The organism is Arthrobacter sp. PAMC25284, from assembly GCF_019443425.1.
Classification (GTDB): Bacteria; Actinomycetota; Actinomycetes; order Actinomycetales; family Micrococcaceae; genus Arthrobacter; species Arthrobacter oryzae_A.
This window is the reverse complement of the sequence record NZ_CP080382.1, coordinates 975,359-994,651: the sequence shown is the minus strand read 5'-3', so window position 1 is coordinate 994,651 and position 19,293 is coordinate 975,359. Positions and strand designations below refer to the sequence as shown.

Annotated in this window: 13 protein-coding genes; 9 read left to right on the top strand and 4 right to left on the bottom strand. The window is 66.4% G+C overall.

Features of this window, described 5'->3' with window-relative positions; genetic code table 11:
- Positions 1-57: 57 nt before the first annotated feature.
- Positions 58-1,584, bottom strand: a complete 1,527-nt coding sequence (locus KY499_RS04710; protein ID WP_123256386.1) for a leucyl aminopeptidase — start codon at positions 1,582-1,584, stop codon at positions 58-60.
- Between the two features lie 343 nt (positions 1,585-1,927).
- Between KY499_RS04710 and KY499_RS04705 the strand changes: the two genes are divergently transcribed.
- The 4 genes from KY499_RS04705 to KY499_RS04690 all read left to right on the top strand — a co-directional run bounded on the left by KY499_RS04705 (position 1,928) and on the right by KY499_RS04690 (position 7,298).
- Positions 1,928-2,866, top strand: coding sequence for a proteasome assembly chaperone family protein (locus KY499_RS04705; RefSeq protein WP_219886335.1), 939 nt, complete (start codon positions 1,928-1,930; stop codon positions 2,864-2,866).
- Positions 2,867-2,905: 39 nt separating this feature from the next.
- Positions 2,906-4,234, top strand: coding sequence for a nitrate/nitrite transporter (locus KY499_RS04700; RefSeq protein ID WP_219886333.1), 1,329 nt, complete (start codon positions 2,906-2,908; stop codon positions 4,232-4,234).
- Between the two features lie 67 nt (positions 4,235-4,301).
- On the top strand, positions 4,302-5,711 hold the full coding sequence (locus KY499_RS04695) for a DUF4192 family protein (RefSeq protein WP_219886332.1): 1,410 nt from the start codon (positions 4,302-4,304) through the stop codon (positions 5,709-5,711).
- Between the two features lie 264 nt (positions 5,712-5,975).
- On the top strand, positions 5,976-7,298 hold the full coding sequence (locus KY499_RS04690) for an RNA polymerase sigma factor (RefSeq protein ID WP_219886330.1): 1,323 nt from the start codon (positions 5,976-5,978) through the stop codon (positions 7,296-7,298).
- Positions 7,299-7,439: 141 nt separating this feature from the next.
- Here the strand turns inward: KY499_RS04690 and KY499_RS04685 are convergent, their stop codons facing one another.
- Positions 7,440-7,661 (bottom strand): hypothetical protein, encoded by a 222-nt coding sequence (locus KY499_RS04685; protein ID WP_123256391.1) that lies wholly within the window; start codon positions 7,659-7,661, stop codon positions 7,440-7,442.
- Between the two features lie 241 nt (positions 7,662-7,902).
- Here KY499_RS04685 and KY499_RS04680 point away from each other — a divergent pair, with 241 nt between their 5' ends.
- Positions 7,903-10,011 (top strand): type IIA DNA topoisomerase subunit B, encoded by a 2,109-nt coding sequence (locus KY499_RS04680; protein WP_123256392.1) that lies wholly within the window; start codon positions 7,903-7,905, stop codon positions 10,009-10,011.
- Positions 10,012-10,120: 109 nt separating this feature from the next.
- Here the strand turns inward: KY499_RS04680 and KY499_RS04675 are convergent, their stop codons facing one another.
- Both KY499_RS04675 and KY499_RS04670 read right to left on the bottom strand, forming a co-directional pair.
- Positions 10,121-11,110, bottom strand: a complete 990-nt coding sequence (locus KY499_RS04675) for a M56 family metallopeptidase (RefSeq protein WP_123256393.1) — start codon at positions 11,108-11,110, stop codon at positions 10,121-10,123.
- A 6-nt stretch (positions 11,111-11,116) separates the two neighbouring features.
- Positions 11,117-11,503 carry a BlaI/MecI/CopY family transcriptional regulator gene (locus tag KY499_RS04670; protein ID WP_123256394.1) on the bottom strand — a complete coding sequence of 129 codons (387 nt, stop codon included), beginning with the start codon at positions 11,501-11,503 and terminating at the stop codon, positions 11,117-11,119.
- Positions 11,504-11,939: 436 nt separating this feature from the next.
- Here KY499_RS04670 and KY499_RS04665 point away from each other — a divergent pair, with 436 nt between their 5' ends.
- The 4 genes from KY499_RS04665 to KY499_RS04650 are packed head-to-tail and all read left to right on the top strand — an operon-like array spanning position 11,940 to position 19,280.
- The gene (locus KY499_RS04665) at positions 11,940-13,529 is read left to right on the top strand and encodes a cytochrome ubiquinol oxidase subunit I (protein ID WP_219886328.1); all 1,590 of its coding nucleotides are present in this window, start codon (positions 11,940-11,942) and stop codon (positions 13,527-13,529) included.
- Between the two features lie 36 nt (positions 13,530-13,565).
- Positions 13,566-14,615 carry a cytochrome d ubiquinol oxidase subunit II gene (cydB, locus tag KY499_RS04660; RefSeq protein ID WP_123256396.1) on the top strand — a complete coding sequence of 350 codons (1,050 nt, stop codon included), beginning with the start codon at positions 13,566-13,568 and terminating at the stop codon, positions 14,613-14,615.
- A 6-nt stretch (positions 14,616-14,621) separates the two neighbouring features.
- Positions 14,622-18,203: a thiol reductant ABC exporter subunit CydD gene (gene cydD / locus KY499_RS04655; RefSeq protein ID WP_219886327.1), complete on the top strand. Its 3,582-nt coding sequence runs from the start codon at positions 14,622-14,624 to the stop codon at positions 18,201-18,203.
- Between the two features lie 21 nt (positions 18,204-18,224).
- On the top strand, positions 18,225-19,280 hold the full coding sequence (locus KY499_RS04650; protein WP_219886326.1) for a GNAT family N-acetyltransferase: 1,056 nt from the start codon (positions 18,225-18,227) through the stop codon (positions 19,278-19,280).
- Positions 19,281-19,293 lie beyond the last annotated feature (13 nt).

The window sequence follows — 19,293 nt, the reverse complement described above, 5'->3', positions numbered from 1 at the left end:
CAGAGTCACGCGAAGTGGTGGCCGGGCCGTAGCGGCCGGACCACCACACCGGCGGGATCAGGCGGTCGCGGCCAGGACGTCCTCGACGTAAGCCACCAGGGTGCGTACGGTGCAGCCCGTTGCCTGTTTGTGGTTGTAGCCGTAGGGGCTGCCGTTGTTAAACGACGGGCCGGCAATGTCGATATGAGCCCACGGAATCTGCGCTCCGTCTTTGTCCTTGCCGACAAATTCCCGCAGGAAAACGGCGGCTGTCATCATGCCGCCGTGGCGTTCACCGATGTTCGCCAGGTCGGCGACCTGGGAGTCCAGGCTGGGCCGCAGTTCCTCCGGCAGCGGCATCGGCCAGACGAGTTCGCCGGCGCGGTCCGCGGCGGCCTTGAGCGGGCCGGTCACTGAGTCGGCACCCATCACACCCGCGGTGCGGTTGCCGAGGGCGATCAGCTGGGCGCCGGTCAGGGTGGCGACGTCGATGATGGCGTCCGGGTACTCCTGGCTTGCGGCGACGATGCCATCGGCCATGACCAGGCGGCCCTCGGCGTCGGTGTTCAGGACCTCTACGGTCTTGCCGCCAAACATGGTCAGCACGTCGGCGGGACGTGAGGCGGCACCGGAGGGCATGTTTTCCGCGATGCAGAGCCAGGCGGTCACCTTCACGGGCAGACCGAGTCCTGCGATGGCCAGCACGGTGTTCAGCACGACGGCGGCGCCCGCCATGTCACTCTTCATGTCGCCCATGCCCAGGGCCGGCTTGATGGAAATCCCGCCGGTATCGAAGGTGATTCCCTTACCGACGAGGGCAATCTTTGCCGCCGCCTTGGCGGGAGCATATTCGACCTTAACCAGGCGCGGTTGCCGGGAAGAGCCTTTGCCCACCCCCATGATGCCGCCGAAGCCCTCCTTTTCGAGGCGCTTTTCATCCCAGACGGTCACCTTGACCGGCAGGCCCTTGGACAGCTCCTTGGCGGCGTCGGCAAAGGTCTCCGGATAAAGGTGGCTGGGCGGCTGGTTCACGAGCGTACGGGTCGCGTTGACTGCCTTGCCGATCAGGGCGGCACGCTCGAGCACCGGCTGAAGGCCCTTGTCCCTGGCGAACCCGGTGCTGATCACGACGTTCTCCACCGGTGCTTTGAGGCCGTCCTTCGAGGAGCGGTGTTCGGTGAAGGAGTAGGCGCCCATCGCTGCACCTTCGGCGACGGCGGCGACGTCGGCCAGTGACGCCGTCGGAAGGGCGAGCGTCACGGTGCTGAGGCCGGCCAATTGACGGACGGCAGAGCCGGCGGCACGCCGGAGGGTCTCTTCAGTGAGCGGCTGCGAACCGGACAGCTTTCCCACACCTGCCAGCACCAGGACGGCGGCTCCGGTTTCCGGCAGCCCCGGCACGCGGTGCGCCTGGTCGGAAGCCCCGGTCACGCCAAGAATGCGCAGTGTCTCGGCAAGAGCTTCTGCGGCCTTGGCCGACAGCGGGTTCTCCAGCAGGACGGGACCGTCAGGACCCTGCCCGACGCCGACCACGAGGGCGTCACCGGGGAACTTCAGGAGGCTCCCTGCGATTGCACTAAGTTTCACTTCAGTATTCTTGACCACGAGGACAGTCCTCACTTCTCTCTGATGTCAGCAGGAACCGCATGTTCGGCGCCCTGCCTTGGGTTCCCGGGCCGGCATCTTGTTTAGACGCCACCCGGTGTCTTTGGCCGTCACTAGGGCCGGTTCCGATCGTAGTCGGTTGGCGGCCCTGCGGATCAAATGAATGAGAGTTGGCGCACACCGCGGGTAGGAATTAGCCCGGGAGCCCGTGCGTTGTTACTGGTAGCGGCGCGTCCCGGACAATTGATATCTGGCGGGGGCCTCTGTGGCGGAACCGCCGCTGCGCCGGTTCCGCCACCGCGGACCCTGCCCGCAACCGCTGCTACCGCGAAAGGAACATGCCGTGACTGACCGGACTTCCGGCTCCCTGCTGGACCCGAAATCGCTGTACTGGCGTGATGATGAGCTGTTCGACCGTGAGGAACTGCGCGGGTTGAATCTTGTGATGGGCTTTACCGGATTCGCCGACGCCGGCCACGTTGTCCGGCAGATCACCACCGAACTGCTGGACACCCTCGACACCGCACTGATTGTTGAATTCGACGCGGACCAGCTCATCGACTACCGGAGCCGCCGCCCGCAGATCAGCTTTGTCGAAGACCACCTGCAGGACTACCAGGCGCCCAGCCTCGCCCTGTACCGGCTCATTGACGGGCTGGGAAGCCCCTTCCTGCTCCTTGCCGGGTTCGAACCCGATCTGCAGTGGGAACGCTTTGCCCGCGCCGTCGTGGGTCTGGTCGACGAACTGGACGTCAACCTCACCACCTGGATCCATTCCATCCCGATGCCTGTGCCGCATACCCGTCCGGTTGGCGTGACCGTTCACGGCAACCGGCCGGATCTTATTGAGGGAATATCGGTGTGGAAGCCCACCGTCGAGGTGCCGGCCGCTGTGGGACACATCCTCGAGCTGCGGCTGACGGCGGCAGAACGGGATGTCGCCGGCTACGTCATGCACGTGCCGCACTATCTCGCCGAGGCGGAGTATCCGACGGCCGCAGTTGCGGGACTGGAGTACCTGGGTGCCGCCACGTCCCTGATGCTGCCGACGGACCGGTTGCGGGAGGCCGGACGGGAAGTCGGCCGACAAATCGCCGAACAGGTCGAAGGATCGGAAGAGGTCCAGCAGGTCGTGTCCCGGCTCGAAGTTCGATACGACGAGAAAGCCGAAGGAACCGTGCGGCGCTCCCTGCTCGCGGATGAGAACGACGAACTTCCGAACGCGGACGTGCTCGGCGCCGCGGTGGAGGCGTATCTGGCACGCAAGGAACCGGGCAAATAAATAAATACTATTTAGTTTCTGGCCGGGCATAATGGGGTAGTGACCGCACCCCGCGCCTGGCAGATATGGATCATCGGCGTTTTCGCGTACCTCGTGGCGGTCAGCCAGCGCACGTCCTTCGGCGTCGCAGGGATCGAGGCCACCGAGCGTTTTCAGGCCAGCGCAGCCGAAATTTCCGTCTTCACCGTGCTCCAGCTCCTGGTGTACGCAACGTTGCAGATCCCCGTCGGCGTACTCGTGGACAGGCTAGGTTCCCGCGCCATGCTGGCCGGCGGAGCCTTGCTGATGGGACTCGGTCAACTCCAATTGGCCTTCGCTGACAACATTCCAGGCGGTGTACTGGGCCGGGTCCTCGTGGGTGCCGGCGACGCCATGACCTTCATCTCCGTCATCCGGCTGCTCCCGCTCTGGTTCGCACCCGCGCGGGTTCCGCTGCTCACCCAATTGACCGGCATGTCCGGCCAACTGGGACAGCTTTTCAGCGTGGTGCCCTTCGCGATGATCCTGCACGCTTCCGGCTGGACCACTGCCTTCCTGACGCTGGCCGGGATGTCGGCCCTGGTCATAATCCTGGTACTGGTCCTGCTCCAGGACCTGCCGCCGGGCCATCCGGCCCCTGAACCGGCATCCGGGTTTCGCGCCACCGGGATTTCTCTTGGGCATGCCTGGCGGCAGCCAGGGACGAGGCTGGGGTTGTGGAGCCACTTCACGGTTCAGTTCAGCGGTACGGTGTTCGCCATGACCTGGGGTTACCCCTTCCTGATCTCTGCGCAGGGCCTGGACACGGCGACTGTTTCGGCCCTGTTGTCCCTCTATGTGGCCGCGGCCATCGCTGCCGGACCGTTGATGGGGCGCTTTGTGGCGAGGCATCCGTTGCGCCGGTCCACCATGGTGTTGCTCATATCCGCCGTGACTGCGGTGGCTTGGGCCGCCGTGCTGCTGGTCCCTGGCCGGTCCCCGCTCTGGCTGCTGGCCGTGCTCATTGTTGTCCTGGCCATTGGCGGGCCGGGTTCCATGATCGGATTCGATTTTGCCCGGACCTTCAATCCCGCCCACCGGATGGGAACGGCCACTGGGATCGTTAACGTCGGCGGGTTCATCGCCTCACTGATTGCCATCTACCTGATCGGTCTGGTCCTCGATGTCCTGCATGCTGCCGGCTATTCGGCGGAACTGTACGATCTGGCGCCGTTCCGTGTCGCGCTGAGCGTTCAGTTCGTCCTGCTTGCAGGGGGATCCGTGGCAGTTCTCGTAACCCGGCGGAAAGTCCGCCGGCAGATGGCCGCCCAGGGTGTCGTTGTGCCGCCGCTGCTGGCGGCACTCGCCGAGCAGCGCCGACTCAACGCGGAGCGGTGCCGAATGCCCTAACCAACTGTTGTCCACATAGGGCAGGTCCGGACTGCCGACGGGGCCGCCGCAGGGCGAGGGTGGCGTTATGACAACTCCCCAGCACCTGCAAATTACCGGACCCGAGGACGTGCTTGGCTACATACCGCACTCGCTCGGCTACTGGCCCAAGAACAGCCTCGTGGCCATGACCATGCAAGGCAAACGCCTGGGCGCCACCCTCCGCGTGGACCTTCCCGGCAGCGGCGCCGGAGCAGGCCCAGTGCCGGACGCCGGACCGGGTCGCCGCGCCGTGGACTATGCCCGTACGGTGGCCTCCTACTTGGCGGCCGACGACGAAGCCGACGGCGCGCTGCTCGCCTTCTTCACCGCGGGCGGCAGCCTCGGGGCGGGCAGCCCGGACCGCATGGAGGACGCGGGCAGCCTGGAGGACGCGGGCAGCCTGGAGGACGCGGGCAGCCTGGAGGACGCGGGCAGCCTGGAGGACGCGGGCGACGCGGATGACCCTAATGGTGCGGACCTGGCTGGTGACCTGTGGGCTGAGTTGCTGGCGGCACTCGAAACAGCACTGGCTGGGGCCGGACTGCCGGTGCGGGACGCATGGATCATCGGAGACCGGTTTTGGCGGAACGCCCATTGCGGCGAATCGTTGTGTTGCGCCCCGGCCAGGCGGCCGGTCGCAGATATTCTGAACAGCCGCCTCAACGCTGAGATGGTGTTCCGGGGCAGCGCGGTAGGCGCCGCGCCTGGCCTCGCCCCCGGAGTAGCCGGCCCGCAGTGGCCGCCGGCAGATCCGGCGGCGCTGGAGGGGGAGCAGGACTGGGCGCGGCAGTTCGCCGGGCTCCGCCGCGACCAGGCGCAATTCGGCCGGGTGTTGGATGTCTGGACGCGGGTCCTGCATGCGCCTGCGGGACAGGAGTTGCCGCCGCTGCTGGCCGGCTACCTGCGGGCCAGCCTTTGCGTGCAGGTCTGGCGGGACGCCGTGCTGGTCCTCGCCGCGGCCGGCAGGGAAGCCGCAGAACGCGGTGCGGCGGAATTCGGCAGCTTCGACCCTCCTCCCCGGCCAAACAACGGGGCCGTCCCCGTCCAGCCGCTGCCGCTTCCGCCGCTGCACGGCTTCGCTGAGGTCCCGGGACAGGGCAGGGATGCTTCCGCCAAAGACGCGCGCGACACACCGGGTTATGGGGAGGTGCTGCTGGGCCTGGCCCCGGCCGTGCCCGACTGGGGCCTCATGATGAAGCTAGAGCGGGTCCTGGTCCAGCTGGGTGCTGACAGCGGGGCAGAGGCGCGGGCTGCGGGTTTGACTGGCCGGGGTTGGATTGAGTGGTGCCGCGGCCGGGGTTCCTTTGCCGATGCGCTGTTCCGGCAGGCCCTTCAGGAGGCCCCGGGTTACCGGCTGGCTGAACTGCTGGCGGAGGTGGCCGTTCGGGGCACGCTTTGCGGCTGGGCAGCCCGGCGGGAGTCTGCATGGCAAAAATTCGCGCCGGACGCGGCGTGAGGCGTCAAGGAAAACTGCAGATTATGTGCGGGTTCAGCACTGGTGACGAAAACCGTGAGACAATGGGTGCCGAGACCCGGTTGGGTCCGTGTATTGAGTGCCTGTAATGAACCCCGAAAACAGGGAACATTATGGCCGCCCCGGCAGTTTTACTAAGTGGCTCTGCTGGCCGTGGTTGCACCTGATGTGAAACACGGACTTGACAGGGTCATAGTGGTGTTGCCCGTATGGTGATTCCACAGACCGCCGCTAGAAAGGTTTTCTGTGACCCCGTCTTCCGCGAAGAAGGAACCCGCCGACCAGGCTGAATTGTCCCCTGAGGAGAAGAAGGCGGCAGCGAATGCCAAGCGTGCCGCCACGCGTGCAGCCAACAAGGCTGTCAAAGACGCGGCTTCCGCCGATGGGGGTGGCGCCGTGCCCGGTGCCACGAAGCCTGAGCCCAAGAAGCGCGGGCCCAAGCCCGGCGCCAAAGCCGCGGCAGAGGCCGCCAGCAAGTCTGACGAGGACGACTCCGAAGCCGATGAGGACCTCGATGACCTCGCTCCCGATGCCGCCGAACTCAACGATGACAGTGACGATGCTTCGGGTAAGGCCAAGGCCAGCACCGGGACAGGTTTCGTCTACTCCGATGCCGACGACGACGACGCCCCGGTCCAGCAGGTTATGTCAGCCGGCGCCACGGCCGACCCCGTCAAGGACTACCTGAAGCAGATCGGCAAGGTCGCCCTGCTGAATGCCGAGCAGGAAGTGGACCTCGCCCTGCGCATTGAGGCAGGTCTTTTTGCCGAAGAAAAGATCAACGCAGACGACGGTTCCATGGACCCGAAGCTGAAGCGTGAACTCGAATTCGTCATCCACGACGGCAAGCGGGCGAAGAACCACCTGTTGGAGGCAAACCTCCGCCTCGTCGTGTCCCTCGCCAAGCGCTATACCGGCCGCGGCATGCTTTTCCTGGACCTGATCCAGGAAGGCAACCTGGGGCTCATCCGTGCGGTCGAGAAGTTCGACTACACCAAAGGCTTCAAGTTCTCCACCTACGCGACGTGGTGGATCCGCCAGGCCATCACCCGCGCCATGGCTGACCAGGCCCGCACCATCCGTATTCCGGTGCACATGGTCGAGGTCATCAACAAGCTGGCCCGCGTGCAGCGCCAGATGCTGCAGGACCTTGGCCGGGAACCCACGCCGGAGGAGCTCGCCCTTGAGCTGGACATGACCCCGGAGAAAGTCGTCGAGGTCCAGAAGTACGGCCGCGAGCCCATTTCGCTGCACACGCCGCTCGGCGAGGACGGCGACTCTGAGTTCGGCGACCTGATCGAGGACTCGGAAGCTGTGGTCCCGGCCGATGCCGTGAGCTTCACCCTGTTGCAGGAACAGCTGCACTCGGTGCTGGACACGCTCTCGGAGCGCGAAGCGGGCGTTGTGGCGATGCGCTTTGGACTGACCGACGGCCAGCCGAAGACTTTAGACGAAATCGGCAAGGTCTACGGTGTCACTCGCGAGCGGATCCGCCAGATCGAATCAAAGACGATGTCCAAATTGCGGCACCCGTCCCGGTCCCAGGTTCTGCGCGACTACCTCGACTAAAACCCGCGCTCCAGTAACGCGGGGCCACTTACCGCCCATGATCTTCGGAAACATGGGCGGGAAGTGACCCCGTGTTGCTGTTAAAACAGAAGCAGGGCCCCTCCACACCGGAGGGGCCCCTGCACTTTGATTGCTGATGGTCTAGTCGACGGGGACAGGTGCCTTCTCGTGCAGCCGAGCCGTTTCGTCGTGCCAGTCTGAGCTGAGTGGCCTCAGCGTCGGCTCGACGGCGCGTGCGTGGTGGCCGCAGAAGAGAAGCTCACCGCCGGAGGCGCCGAGAACAACCCGGACATATGCCTGTGCCCCGCAACGATCGCACCGGTCAACGGTGTTCAGTGTGCGGTCCGCAACTGCTGTTGTCATTTTCGGCCTCCTTAGTAGTTCCGTATACCTATATAACCAGTATTCGGTGCCAATCCATGCCAAGGATGGGGAACTTTCGCTGTCCGCGTATCACGTCTCGATAACGCCTCGCTGCTCCGCCTGACCAGCGGGATGGCGGCTGAACCAAGCAGGGCAGCAGTCCGACTACCCTAGGAAGAGCGCGTATTTTGCCCGGACCGTCGAATGCTGACGGTCCCGTTCCTGAAGGAGATCACGACCCGTGGCACCCAGTTCTGATTACACCGCCCGGCATCTTTCAGTGCTGGAGGGCCTCGAAGCCGTCCGGAAACGCCCGGGCATGTACATCGGTTCCACAGACTCCCGCGGACTCATGCACTGCCTCTGGGAAATCATCGACAACTCAGTCGATGAGGCGCTGGCCGGCTTTGGCCACGACATCAAGGTCATCCTGCACGCGGACAACTCCGTGGAAATCCACGACGACGGCCGCGGCGTCCCGGTTGACGTCGAACCCAAGACCGGCCTCACCGGCGTCGAGGTGGTATTCACCAAACTGCACGCCGGAGGCAAGTTCGGCGGCGGGTCCTATACCGCCTCCGGCGGCCTGCACGGCGTCGGCGCTTCGGTGGTGAACGCCCTGTCTTCCCGGCTGGATGTGGAGGTGGACCGAGGCGGAAAGACCTACAAGATGTCCTTCCGGCGCGGTGAGCCCGGCCGCTTCAAGGATCCGGGCACCAAGTCCGATCCCGCGGCGGTCTTCGCTCCATTCGTGGACGGTTCCGTCCTGGACGTCGTGGGCAAGGCCAAGCGCGGCGTCACGGGGACCCGGATCCGTTACTGGGCGGACCGGCAGATCTTCACTCCGGACGCAAAGTTCTCTTACGACGAGCTCGCCGCCCGTGCCCGGCAGACGTCCTTTCTGGTTCCCGGACTGAAGCTCACGGTCCGTGATGAGCGCCGTGTCCCGGGAACCCCGGGCGAATCCGGACCGCACGAGGAAGTCTTCCACCACGACGGCGGCCTCTCTGAATTCGTCGAATTCCTCGCAGCCGACCCCGGTGTCACCGATATTTGGCGCCTTCACGGTTCCGGGAAGTTCAAGGAAACTGTCCCGGTCCTGGACGAGCGGGGCCACAGCCAGCTCGCCGAGGTAGAGCGGGATTGCGAAGTCGACATCGCCCTGCGCTGGGGCATCGGTTATGAGAGCACCGTGCGGACCTTCGTCAACATCATCTCCACGCCCAAGGGCGGAACCCACCAGACCGGCTTTGAGCAGGCGCTGCTCAAGACCTTCCGCAAGGCGGTGGAAACAAACTCCCGCAAGCTCAAGGCCGGCAACGACAAGATCGAAAAAGACGACATTTTTGCCGGCCTCACCGCCGTCCTCACCGTCCGCCTCGCTGAACCCCAGTTTGAGGGCCAGACCAAAGAGATCCTGGGCACCTCGGCGGTCCGCGCCATCGTCGCGAAGGTCGTGGAGCAGGAGATTACTGCCAGACTGAACTCGGCCAACCGCAATGACAAGGCCCAGTCGGCGTTGCTGCTGGAAAAGGTCGTGAGCGAGATGAAGTCCCGCATCTCGGCCCGTGTGCACAAAGAAACCCAGCGCCGCAAGAATGCGCTGGAGACCTCCTCGATGCCCACCAAGCTCGCGGACTGCCGCACCGACGACGTCGAACGCTCCGAACTCTTCATCGTCGAGGGTGATTCGGCCCTCGGCACAGCCAAGCTGGCCCGGTCCTCCGACTTCCAGGCACTCCTGCCGATCCGCGGCAAGATCCTGAATGTCCAGAAGGCCTCGGTGGGGGACATGCTCTCCAATGCTGAATGCGCCGCCCTCATCCAGGTGGTTGGTGCCGGATCCGGCCGCAGTTTCGACATCAGCGCTGCGCGCTACGGCAAGGTCATCCTGATGACCGATGCCGACGTCGACGGTGCCCACATCCGCACTTTGCTGCTGACGCTGTTCTTCCGGTACATGCGGCCGATGATAGACGAGGGACGGGTTTTCGCCGCTGTCCCGCCGCTGCACCGGGTGGAGGTTGTTAATGCCGGGCAGAAAGCCAACGAGATGATCTACACGTACTCCGAGGCCGAGCTTCATGCGTTGCTGGGCCGGCTGGCAAAGGAGGGCAAACGTTACAAGGAGCCCATTCAGCGTTACAAGGGCCTGGGTGAGATGGACGCGGAGCAACTGGCTGAAACCACGATGGACCCGAGGCACCGGACGCTGCGCAAGGTCCGGATCGAGAACGCGAAGCAGGCCGAGGACACCTTCGATCTGCTGATGGGATCCGACGTCGCGCCCCGCAAAGACTTCATTATTGCCGGTGCCGCCAGCCTGGACCGGGAGCGGATCGACGCCTGAGCCGGGCGGGTGCGGGCGTCAACGGGGTGGCCCGGCTGACGGCCACCGGACGGCCTGCCCGGACCGCCACGGCTTGGCCAGGGGACGCGGTTCAGCCCCGTGATGCGGGTCAGTCCAGCAGTCCCGGGACGATCAGCAGGGCCGTCGGCACGGCCAGAAGCAGCCCGCAGACCGCCAGGACGCCCGCCCTCACTGCGTCCGGCAGCGGAGGCTGCGGGGACAGCAGGCGGCTGACGCGCGACGCCGTCGTCCGCACAGACCCGGACCCGCCGGTGGCCCCGGGGGCACCGGGTGCGAGCTCGGCGGCGTCGGAATCATTGAACGTCAGCGGGGATTCGGGACCGCTGCGGGTGCCGCTCGCCACGATGGCGATCGCTTTGATCAGGGTCTGCCGGCTCTCCGTCTTCAGCGCGACGTCGTCGGCAAGCATCTCGATCAGCGAGTTGACGGCGTCCTGCGCCAGCCGGGTGGTGGGCAGCCATGGCAGCGCCTGTCGCCACGCCGCGAAAGCCCAGAGCAGCAGGTGGTGCCTCTGGTCCAGATGGGCATTTTCATGGATCAGCACGGCTCGAAGCTCGTCGGGCTCCAGCGCGGCCATTAATCCGTCGGACAATACGGTGACGGACCGCGCGCCGCCCGGCAGGCAGTAGGCCACGGGGGAGTCGACGTTCAGGACCATGGTCCGAGGTCCATCCGCTGACGGTGACGCCAGCAGGGCCAGTAACTCCCGGTGGCGCCGGCGCTGGCGCTGGATCCTGTAGTAGGTCAGCAGCAGGGTGAAGATAAGGTGGGCCGTGAGGAGCGCCGCAGCGGACAGCGCGAAAATGTGCCAAAAGCCCAGCGCCGTAGTGGGTGCGTCACGCAGGACCATCCCGGCCAGCGCGCCAAGGCCTGAGAGCAGGTTGCTGCCGATCGGCTCAAGTCCGTAAACGAGCATGGCCCCGATCATGGAGAGCCCGCCGGCGAGGGCGATTGCCTGCCAGAGCAACATTGCCGTAAAGGGCGACCGCGCCGGCCATTTCGCGCGGGACAGGAGAACCGGCACCGGCCATGCCAGTGCTATCGCGAGGACCGCCAGAAAGTATGAGGTCCAGAACATCGGGCGCTAGCTAAGGCCCAGAAGTTTCCGCAAGGTTTCCGCTTCCGTGTCAGTAACAGATCCGATGAACCGTGCCAGCACGGCTTCGCGGTCCGGAGCCGAGCCGAGCACCTCATGCATCAGCTCCGCTGTGTGATCCTCACGGCTCGAGACGGACTGATAGCGGTGCGGTCGGGTCCCGCGCTCCCGCTCGACCAGCCCCTTCCGCTCCAGACGGGACAGGACGGTGAGCACGGTGGTGACCGCCAGGTCCTTGCCTTCGTGGCCGGCTGCGCCGTTCTGCGGCTGCGTGCTCTGGGCGAGCAGATCCCGCAGGGTGTTGGCGGTTGCAGCCTCTTGTCCTGCCCAGAGCAGATCCATCACTGCCCGTTCGAGTTCGCCGAGACTTGCCATTTCCGTGTGTCCTTCTTAGCTGGCCGTGCCCGGTGGCGGCTCTTGGCCGACCGGAGCGGGGTGTGAGTGGTGCACTTCAAATTTACCGTGTTTCTGGAATTGTTTCTACATGGAGTAGAACACTTTTCCTCGGAGGCGCGTCCGGGGATGAGCGTGGCGCATCGGAGGCCGGGGAGTTGCGGGCTTTCGGGCAGCCCGGCGCCGGCCTGCCGGGCCGTCGACAAGGGACCTGCCGAGCCGTCCGGCGGCGTCCGGCGGCGGTCTCGCGATCCCTTCAATAACCCCCAGGTAATGAATCGCTGGCTCCATTGCGGCCGATTGCGCGGCGTGGGATTGTGGGTTTCTGGAAGAGCGCCGATTTGTTCTACACTCTGTAGAAGTACTAGTTCTACGCATCGTAGAACTTGTCGGAATCCAGCTACAAGTAGGGACTGCCTTGGACGCCTTGGAAATCGCACGCTGGCAATTTGGAATCACCACGGTCTACCACTTCATGATGGTGCCGCTGACGATCGGTCTCGGACTGGTCGTGGCGGTAATCCAGACACTGTGGTATCGCACCGGCAAGCCGGAGTACCTGCGGATGACGAAGTTCTGGGGCAAGCTCTTCCTGATCAACTTCATCATGGGCGTAGCCACGGGCATCGTGCAGGAGTTCCAATTCGGCATGGCCTGGAGCGAGTACAGCCGCTTCGTCGGCGACGTTTTTGGCGCACCGCTCGCCATGGAGGCCCTTCTGGCGTTCTTCGTGGAATCGACGTTCCTGGGACTCTGGATCTTCGGCTGGAAGCAGCTCAAACCCGGCGTCCACCTGGCCTGCCTCTGGATCGCGGTGATCGGGTCCGTCTTCTCCGCCTACTTCATCCTCGTGGCCAACAGCTGGATGCAGCACCCCGTGGGCGTCGAACTTATCAACGGCCGGCCGGTCATGACTGACGCGTGGGCAGTCTTTACCAACAACACTGCGCTCGTCGCCTTCCCGCACACGCTATTCGGCGCCCTCGCGGTGGCCGGCGGATTCCTGCTGGGCATCGCCTGGTACCACCTGTGGCGCCGCCGCCACGACGGGATCGATACCGTCGGCGCCGATGGCAAGGTCAATCCCGGTGAGGCTGCAATTTCCGGCCGGGACCGCACTGACCACACGGTATGGATTCGGTCGTTGCGGATTGGCGCGGTCGTTGCCATGGTTTCCTTCGCCGGAACCGCACTCACCGGCGACATCCAGGGAAAGCTGATGTTCGAACAGCAGCCCATGAAGATGGCCGCGGCGGAGGCCGCGTGCCACGACGGCACCGGCTTCTCCGTCCTCAGCGTCGGAAACCTCGGCTCCAAAAACTGCGACGACATCGTGGCCCTGATCGAGGTTCCCGGCATCCTGTCCTTCCTGGCCAACGGTGACTTCACCACCGAGGTTAAGGGTGTGAACAGCCTGCTGGGCGAGTATCAGGCCAAGTACGGGACCACGCTGCCGGACAACCCCATCTACGGCGACCGCGCCGGCACGGAGATCCAGTACGTGCCGGTCATGGAAGTCACCTACTGGGGCTTCCGGATGATGATCGGCTTCGGCGGAATCGCGGCCTTTGCAGCGTTGCTGGCGCTCTGGGTAACACGCAAGGGAACCGTTCCGGCCTCCCGCGGACTCATGCGCCTCGCCGTTTTCGGAATCCTGGCCCCCTTCGGCGCCAACGCCGCCGGCTGGATCTTCACGGAAATGGGCCGCCAGCCATTCGTTGTGGCCCCGAACCCGGACTTCGCCGGCGTCGACCAGGTCTTTATGTTTACTGCCGCCGCAGTGTCACCCGGGGTGTCCGCCGCGGAAATCCTGACCTCCCTGGTGGTCCTGACCGCCATCTACGCCGTCCTGCTGGTCGTCGAAGTCAAGCTCCTCGTCAAGTACGTTCGCGGCGGCGTGGTCTCGGCGATGCCTGAACTTGCCCACGCCGGGGCCGCCGGCAAGGGCGGGGATGACACCCCGCCCGGCGACGGGACGCCCGGCGACGTCCTGGCCTTCGCCTACTAAGCACCCGAAACCCAAGAAACTTAGAGGATACTCAGCATGGATCTGCTACCCACCATCTGGTTCATTGCCATTGCGGTGCTGTGGACGGGCTATCTTTTTCTCGAAGGCTTTGACCTCGGTGTCGGCATGTTGATGAAGAGCTTCGCCCGGAACAACACCGAACGCAGGGTCCTGCTGAACACGATCGGCCCAGTGTGGGACGGCAACGAAGTCTGGCTCCTGACCGCCGCCGGGGCCACCTTCGCGGCCTTCCCGCTCTGGTATGCGTCCTTGTTTTCCGCCCTCTACCTGCCGCTGCTGCTGGTCCTCGTCGCGCTGATCTTCCGTGCCGTCGCTTTCGAGTACCGAGGCAAGGTGGACACGGACCAGTGGCGTGCCCGCTGGGACTGGGCCATTTCGGCCGGTTCCCTTGTTGCCGCGTTCGGAGTCGGCACCGCCTTGGGGCTCACCACCACTGGGCTGCCGCTGAACGCCAACGGCGACCGCGAAGGCGGCGCCTTCGCATGGTTCAGCGGCTACGCGGTGCTGGGAGGGTTGGCCGTCGTTGGTTTCTCGCTGCTGCACGGACTCGCGTTCCTGGCCCTGAAGACCGATGGCGAGGTCCGACACCGGGCGCGCCGGTGGTTCCTCCGGTTGCTGCCTGTCCTGATCCTGCCGATGGCAGGCTGGGCCGTGAGCCTGCAGCTGCTGAGCGGCGAGGCCTGGACCGTCGTCGCAGTCGTTGCCGCCGTGGCCGCCGCCGTCCTGGCGTGGATGCTTGCCCGCAGGGGATCCGAGGGCCGTACCTTCCTCGCCCTCAGCGCCTTCCTTCTGCTCTGCAGCGCGTCGATCTTCGGGGCAGCCTTCCCCGTGGTGCTGCCGTCGACCCTGAATCCGGCCTTCAACCTGACGATCTCAAACGCCTCTTCGTCGGACTACACCCTCGGGCTCATGAGTGTCGTCGCCGCCATCGGGCTGCCGCTGGTCCTTGCATACCAGGCCTGGACCTACTGGGTGTTCCGGCGCAGGGTCAGTGCCCAACAGATCCCGGAGGCACACAGCTTCCTTCCCGCAATCGCCGCCAAAGCGCTCAACTCCAAGGACTGACGGCCGATGAAGCCCCGGTTCCCGTCAGGCCCGGCTACCCGCTCCGCGCTCTACCTTTTGGGCTTGCTCAGTGCGCTGAAGGCCCTCGCCCTGGTCCTGATGGCCCAGGCCGTCGCCTCGATGCTGGCTGGGCTGATGGCGCAGAATCCGGCGTGGGGGGACCAGCTGGCCTGGGGCCTGGCAGGTGTTCTCCTGCGCTCCGTCACCGTCTGGGGACAGTCCGTCGCCGCCCGCCGCGCCGCCCTCGGCGTCAAGGAAGAGCTGCGGTCACGGCTGCTGGGAACCGCGCTGCGCAACGGTGTTCGAACGTCCGGGCCGTCCGACGGCGGCCTCGCCGTCCTGGCCACCCGCGGGCTGGACGCCCTCGACAGCTACTACACCCAGTTCCTGCCCGCCCTTGTGAACTGTGCCGCGGTGCCGCTGCTGCTGGGGGCCCGAATCCTGTTCGCAGACTGGATCAGCGCCGTAGTGATAGTGCTGACCGTGCCCCTTGTCCCGGTCTTTATGATCCTGATCGGCCGGTACACCGAGGACCGGGTCCGCGAAGCCCAGACCTCGCTCGCGCGGCTCTCCGGACACATGCTGGAACTGGCCAAAGGACTCCCGGTCCTCGTCGGCCTAGGTCGCGCCTCCGCGCAGCGCAAGGCCCTCGAAGACATCTCCGAGCAGTACCGCGACCGCACGATGGGAACGCTGCGCACGGCCTTCCTTTCCGCGCTGGCGCTTGAGCTGATCGCGACCATCTCCGTCGCCGTCGTGGCCGTCTTCATCGGCGTCCGGCTGGTCCACGGGGACATGGGCCTCGAAGCCGGGCTCCTGGCGCTGATCCTGGCCCCCGACTGCTACCTGCCCCTGCGCGAACTGGGCACGGCGCACCACGCCAGCGACGACGGCAGGGTGGCGCTCGCCGAAACCACCGACGTCCTCGATGCTCCCGAACGCTCACCCCTGCAGCCGGTGCCGGCCACTCCGGCAAACTCCGCGCTACCGCACGCCGGGCCCCCCACGGTCGGCGTGGCCGGACTGACGGTACGGTACAGCGGCCGGGCGGACAACGCCGTCGGTCCGCTCACCTTCACCGCTTTACCCGGAGAAATTACGGCCCTGGACGGTCCCAGCGGTGCAGGTAAGAGCACCGTGCTGGGCGTACTCGCCGGCACAATCGGGTCCGGCCAGGGTACGGAAATCTCCGGTCGACTGACGGGATTCACGACGGCGGACATCGCGTGGGTTCCGCAGCATCCGGTGATGGTTGCCCCGACGGTCATGGACGAAGTCCGGCTGTACCTTGGCGCCCTGGAAATCTCCGACGCCGGAAGGTCCGACGCCGAAAGGTCCGACGCCGAAATCTCCGGTGCCGGAAGGTCCGACGCCGAAATCTCCGGTGCCGGAAGGTCCGCCGCAGAAATGGATGCAACCGCCCGGCGCTGCCTGCAGAGCTGTGCCGCGGGGCATCTCGCGGCCAAACACCCGGCGGAGCTGAGCCCGGGGGAGCTTCGCCGCGTGGCCCTGTCCCGGGGGCTGGCCCGAATAGAGGCCGGGGCCACCGTCCTGCTCCTGGATGAGCCGACCGCACACCTGGACCGCGGCTCGGCCGATGCCGTCAGTGACGCCATCGCCGCCCTCCGCGGCAGCGTGACCGTGCTGCTGGTCGCCCACGACCGGCAGACCCGGGAACTGGCCGACCGGCTGGTGTCTGTGACTGGGGCGGACGCCGGGGCCGGCGCAGTTGCTGCCCGCGGCTGGGCACCGCCCTCGACAGCATCGAGCGCAGACGCGACTCCCGCTCCGGCTGCGCCCGACGGCCGTGCGGCAGGGAGGCCCGTGATCCCGTCCGCGGGAACCGGGCCTGATCCTGATACTGCGGACCGCCTGCCGGGCACTGTGGCGGCGTTGCGACGGCTTTTGGCGCCCGTTGCCGCGAAGTTCGCTGCCTCCGGCGCCATCGGCACCCTCGCTGCCCTCTTCGCTGTCGCCCTGGCCGGGCTCTCCGGCTGGCTGATCATCCGCGCGAGCGAGCAGCCGCCCATCCTGTACCTGCTCACCGCGATCGTCGGCGTGCGCTTTTTCGGAATCGGCCGCGCGGCCTTGCGCTACGCCGAACGGCTCCTGCTCCACGACGCCGTCTTTGCCGCCCTAACCCGCCTCCGGGGCCGGCTCTGGGAATCCCTGAGCCGCCGTGCGTTGTCTCTGCGCCGCCTGCTGCAGGGCGGCAATGTCCTGGGCACAGTGGTCGATGACGTCGACACCGTGCGGGACCTGTTGCCCCGTGTGGTCCTGCCGCCGGTGACCGCCGTCGCAGTGGCCGTCGCGGCGCTCACCGCGACCGGCATCCTGCTGCCCGTGACGCTGCCGGCCGTGCTGGCGGCGGCGCTGCTGAGCCTCGTTGCCGCCCCGGCACTGGCCCTGGCCGCGGACCGGATGTCCGCCGGAACCGAGCAGGCCCTCCGCGCCGGCGTGCTGCGCAGCGTCGCCGCCGCCCTTGACGCCCGGGCCGAACTGCACGCCAACGGGGTCGCCGAACCGGTCCTGACATCAATCACCCGCGATGACCGGGCAGCCACTGCCGCTTCCAAGCGTTCGGCCTGGGCCGAAGGACTCGGTCAGGGACTGACCGTGCTCGCCTGTGGTGCCGCCGCACTGATCAGCGCAGTGCTTGGGGCGCCCCAGGCACTGAGCGGTGCCGTCGCCCCGGCCACCGTCGCCGTCGTGGTCCTGCTGCAACTCGCCCTGGTGGAGCCCTATGCGGCCATCACAACGGCGGTGCGGCAGTACCCGGCCCTGCGGGCGGTGCTGCGGAGGATCTCCGACGCCGGGGTCCTCCACGCCCCTGCCCGGACCAGCGGCAAGGACATCCCCGGGATGGACCCGCCGCCCGCGCGCCCGGACGGGCGGGCCGGAATCGAGCTCAGGGGACTGGCGGCCTCCTGGCCCGGCGGGCACACCGTCTTCCGAGGACTCAACGCGTGCGCCGAACCCGGCCGCTGGTTGTCCGTCACCGGCGCTTCCGGTTCCGGGAAATCCACCCTGCTGGCCGTAATTCTCGGTTTCCTGCCGCCGCAGGCCGGTGCGCTGTTCCTCAGCGGCCAGGTGGCGTGGTGCCCGCAGGAGGCCCACCTCTTTGACTCGACCATCCGCGGCAACCTTATGCTGGCGGTCCCCGGGGACGCTGCGGAGCGCACAGGCAGGGGCGCGCCGGGCCGTGTTCCGGACACCTTCGAGCGTCACCTTCGGGAGGCCCTCGCCGCCGTCGGCCTGACAGCGCTGCTGGACCGCCTGCCGGAGGGACTGGACACCCGGATCGGCCCGGGAGGCGCGTTCCTCAGCGGCGGGGAGCGCCAGCGTCTCGCCGTCGCCCGGACGCTGCTGAGCGGAGCGGAAGTGATTCTGCTGGATGAACCCACCGCACACCTGGACGCTGAGTCCGGCCGGACCCTTCTGGCCGAACTACGGCGCGGACTTCAGGACCGGACGGTGGTCCTGGTGACGCACAACCCGGACGACATCGACGCCGCCGATGTCCGGCTGGATCTCGACGCCGCGGCTGCCGCGGCCGACGTCCCGGCTCAGGTTCTGGCCCGCGGGTAGGCCGGACGCTAACCTGTTGGCATGAATGCACAGGGCGGACCAGAATCGCGAACTGCGCTCGATCCCCGGCTGGCATGGCGACCGGCGGGGTCCCGGGACGTGGACGCCTGGGCGGACCTGATCGCGCGTACTGCCGCCGTCGAACGCCCCGTCTGGTTCGAACGCCGTGCCGAACTGGCGCAGATCCTGGGATCGAAGAACAACCCGGCGGCGGAGAACACCGTCGTCGGCTTCGATCCGCAGGGTTTTGCCCGTGCTTACGCCAGAATCATGAAGAACCGCGACGGAGCGAAAGCAATCGGTTTGGGCTGTGTAGATCCGGAATGGCAAGAGAGTGGCATCGGCACCGGGCTGCTGGCCTGGGCCGAACAGCGGACCCGCGAACGTTTCGCTGAGGACACGGCCAGCAGCGCGGACTCCGGCGGACCTGGGCCGCCAGCCCAAGTGCCGAAATTGCGGCTGTACATGGAGCATCAGCATCAACATCAGGCGGCGCTCTTTGATCGGGCGGGCTTGACTGTTGTGCGCTACTTCAATGAGATGCACCGGCCCCTGGGCGGGACATTGCCCCAAACCGTCCTGGACCCCAGGTTTTCGCTGGTGACCTTTGGCCCGGAGCTGCGCGAGTCCGTCCGGTTGGCGCATAACGACGTCTTCCGGGACCACTGGGGCAGCGAACCCCGGGACGATGAGGCATGGGGTCTCGTGGTTGACGATCCGCTGGCCAGGCCGGATCTGAGCGGCGTGGTGCTGGATCAGCCCACTGGAACGGTGGCCGGCTACCAGCTCGCCACCCACGACGCCGACGGCGCGGTGGTCCGCGGCTTTCGCGAGGGGTATACCGAGCTGCTGGGAGTGCGGCGGGAGTTCCGAGGCCGGGGAATAGCGCAGGCGCTGCTGGCCGACGCGATGCGCCGGTTTGCGGCGTCCGGTATGGATACCGCGTCCCTGGACGTCGATTCCGAAAATCCCACGGGCGCGCTCGGCCTCTACCTCAAGATGGGATATACCGTCGTTAACCGCAGCATGGCCTGGGACAAGGATCTGGAGCCGGCGGAGTCCCCAACCGATGGATGAACCGCCAGAAACC

Bases quoted from the DNA above. Each gene is read 5' to 3' on its own strand.
- cydD (WP_219886327.1), top strand. From the start codon at position 14,622: ATGAAGCCCCGGTTCCCGTCAGGCCCGGCTACCCGCTCCGCGCTCTAC.
- KY499_RS04695 (WP_219886332.1), top strand. From the start codon at position 4,302: ATGACAACTCCCCAGCACCTGCAAATTACCGGACCCGAGGACGTGCTT.
- KY499_RS04650 (WP_219886326.1), top strand. From the start codon at position 18,225: ATGAATGCACAGGGCGGACCAGAATCGCGAACTGCGCTCGATCCCCGG.
- KY499_RS04670 (WP_123256394.1), bottom strand. From the start codon at position 11,503: ATGGCAAGTCTCGGCGAACTCGAACGGGCAGTGATGGATCTGCTCTGG.
- cydB (WP_123256396.1), top strand. From the start codon at position 13,566: ATGGATCTGCTACCCACCATCTGGTTCATTGCCATTGCGGTGCTGTGG.
- KY499_RS04675 (WP_123256393.1), bottom strand. From the start codon at position 11,110: ATGTTCTGGACCTCATACTTTCTGGCGGTCCTCGCGATAGCACTGGCA.
- KY499_RS04685 (WP_123256391.1), bottom strand. From the start codon at position 7,661: ATGACAACAGCAGTTGCGGACCGCACACTGAACACCGTTGACCGGTGC.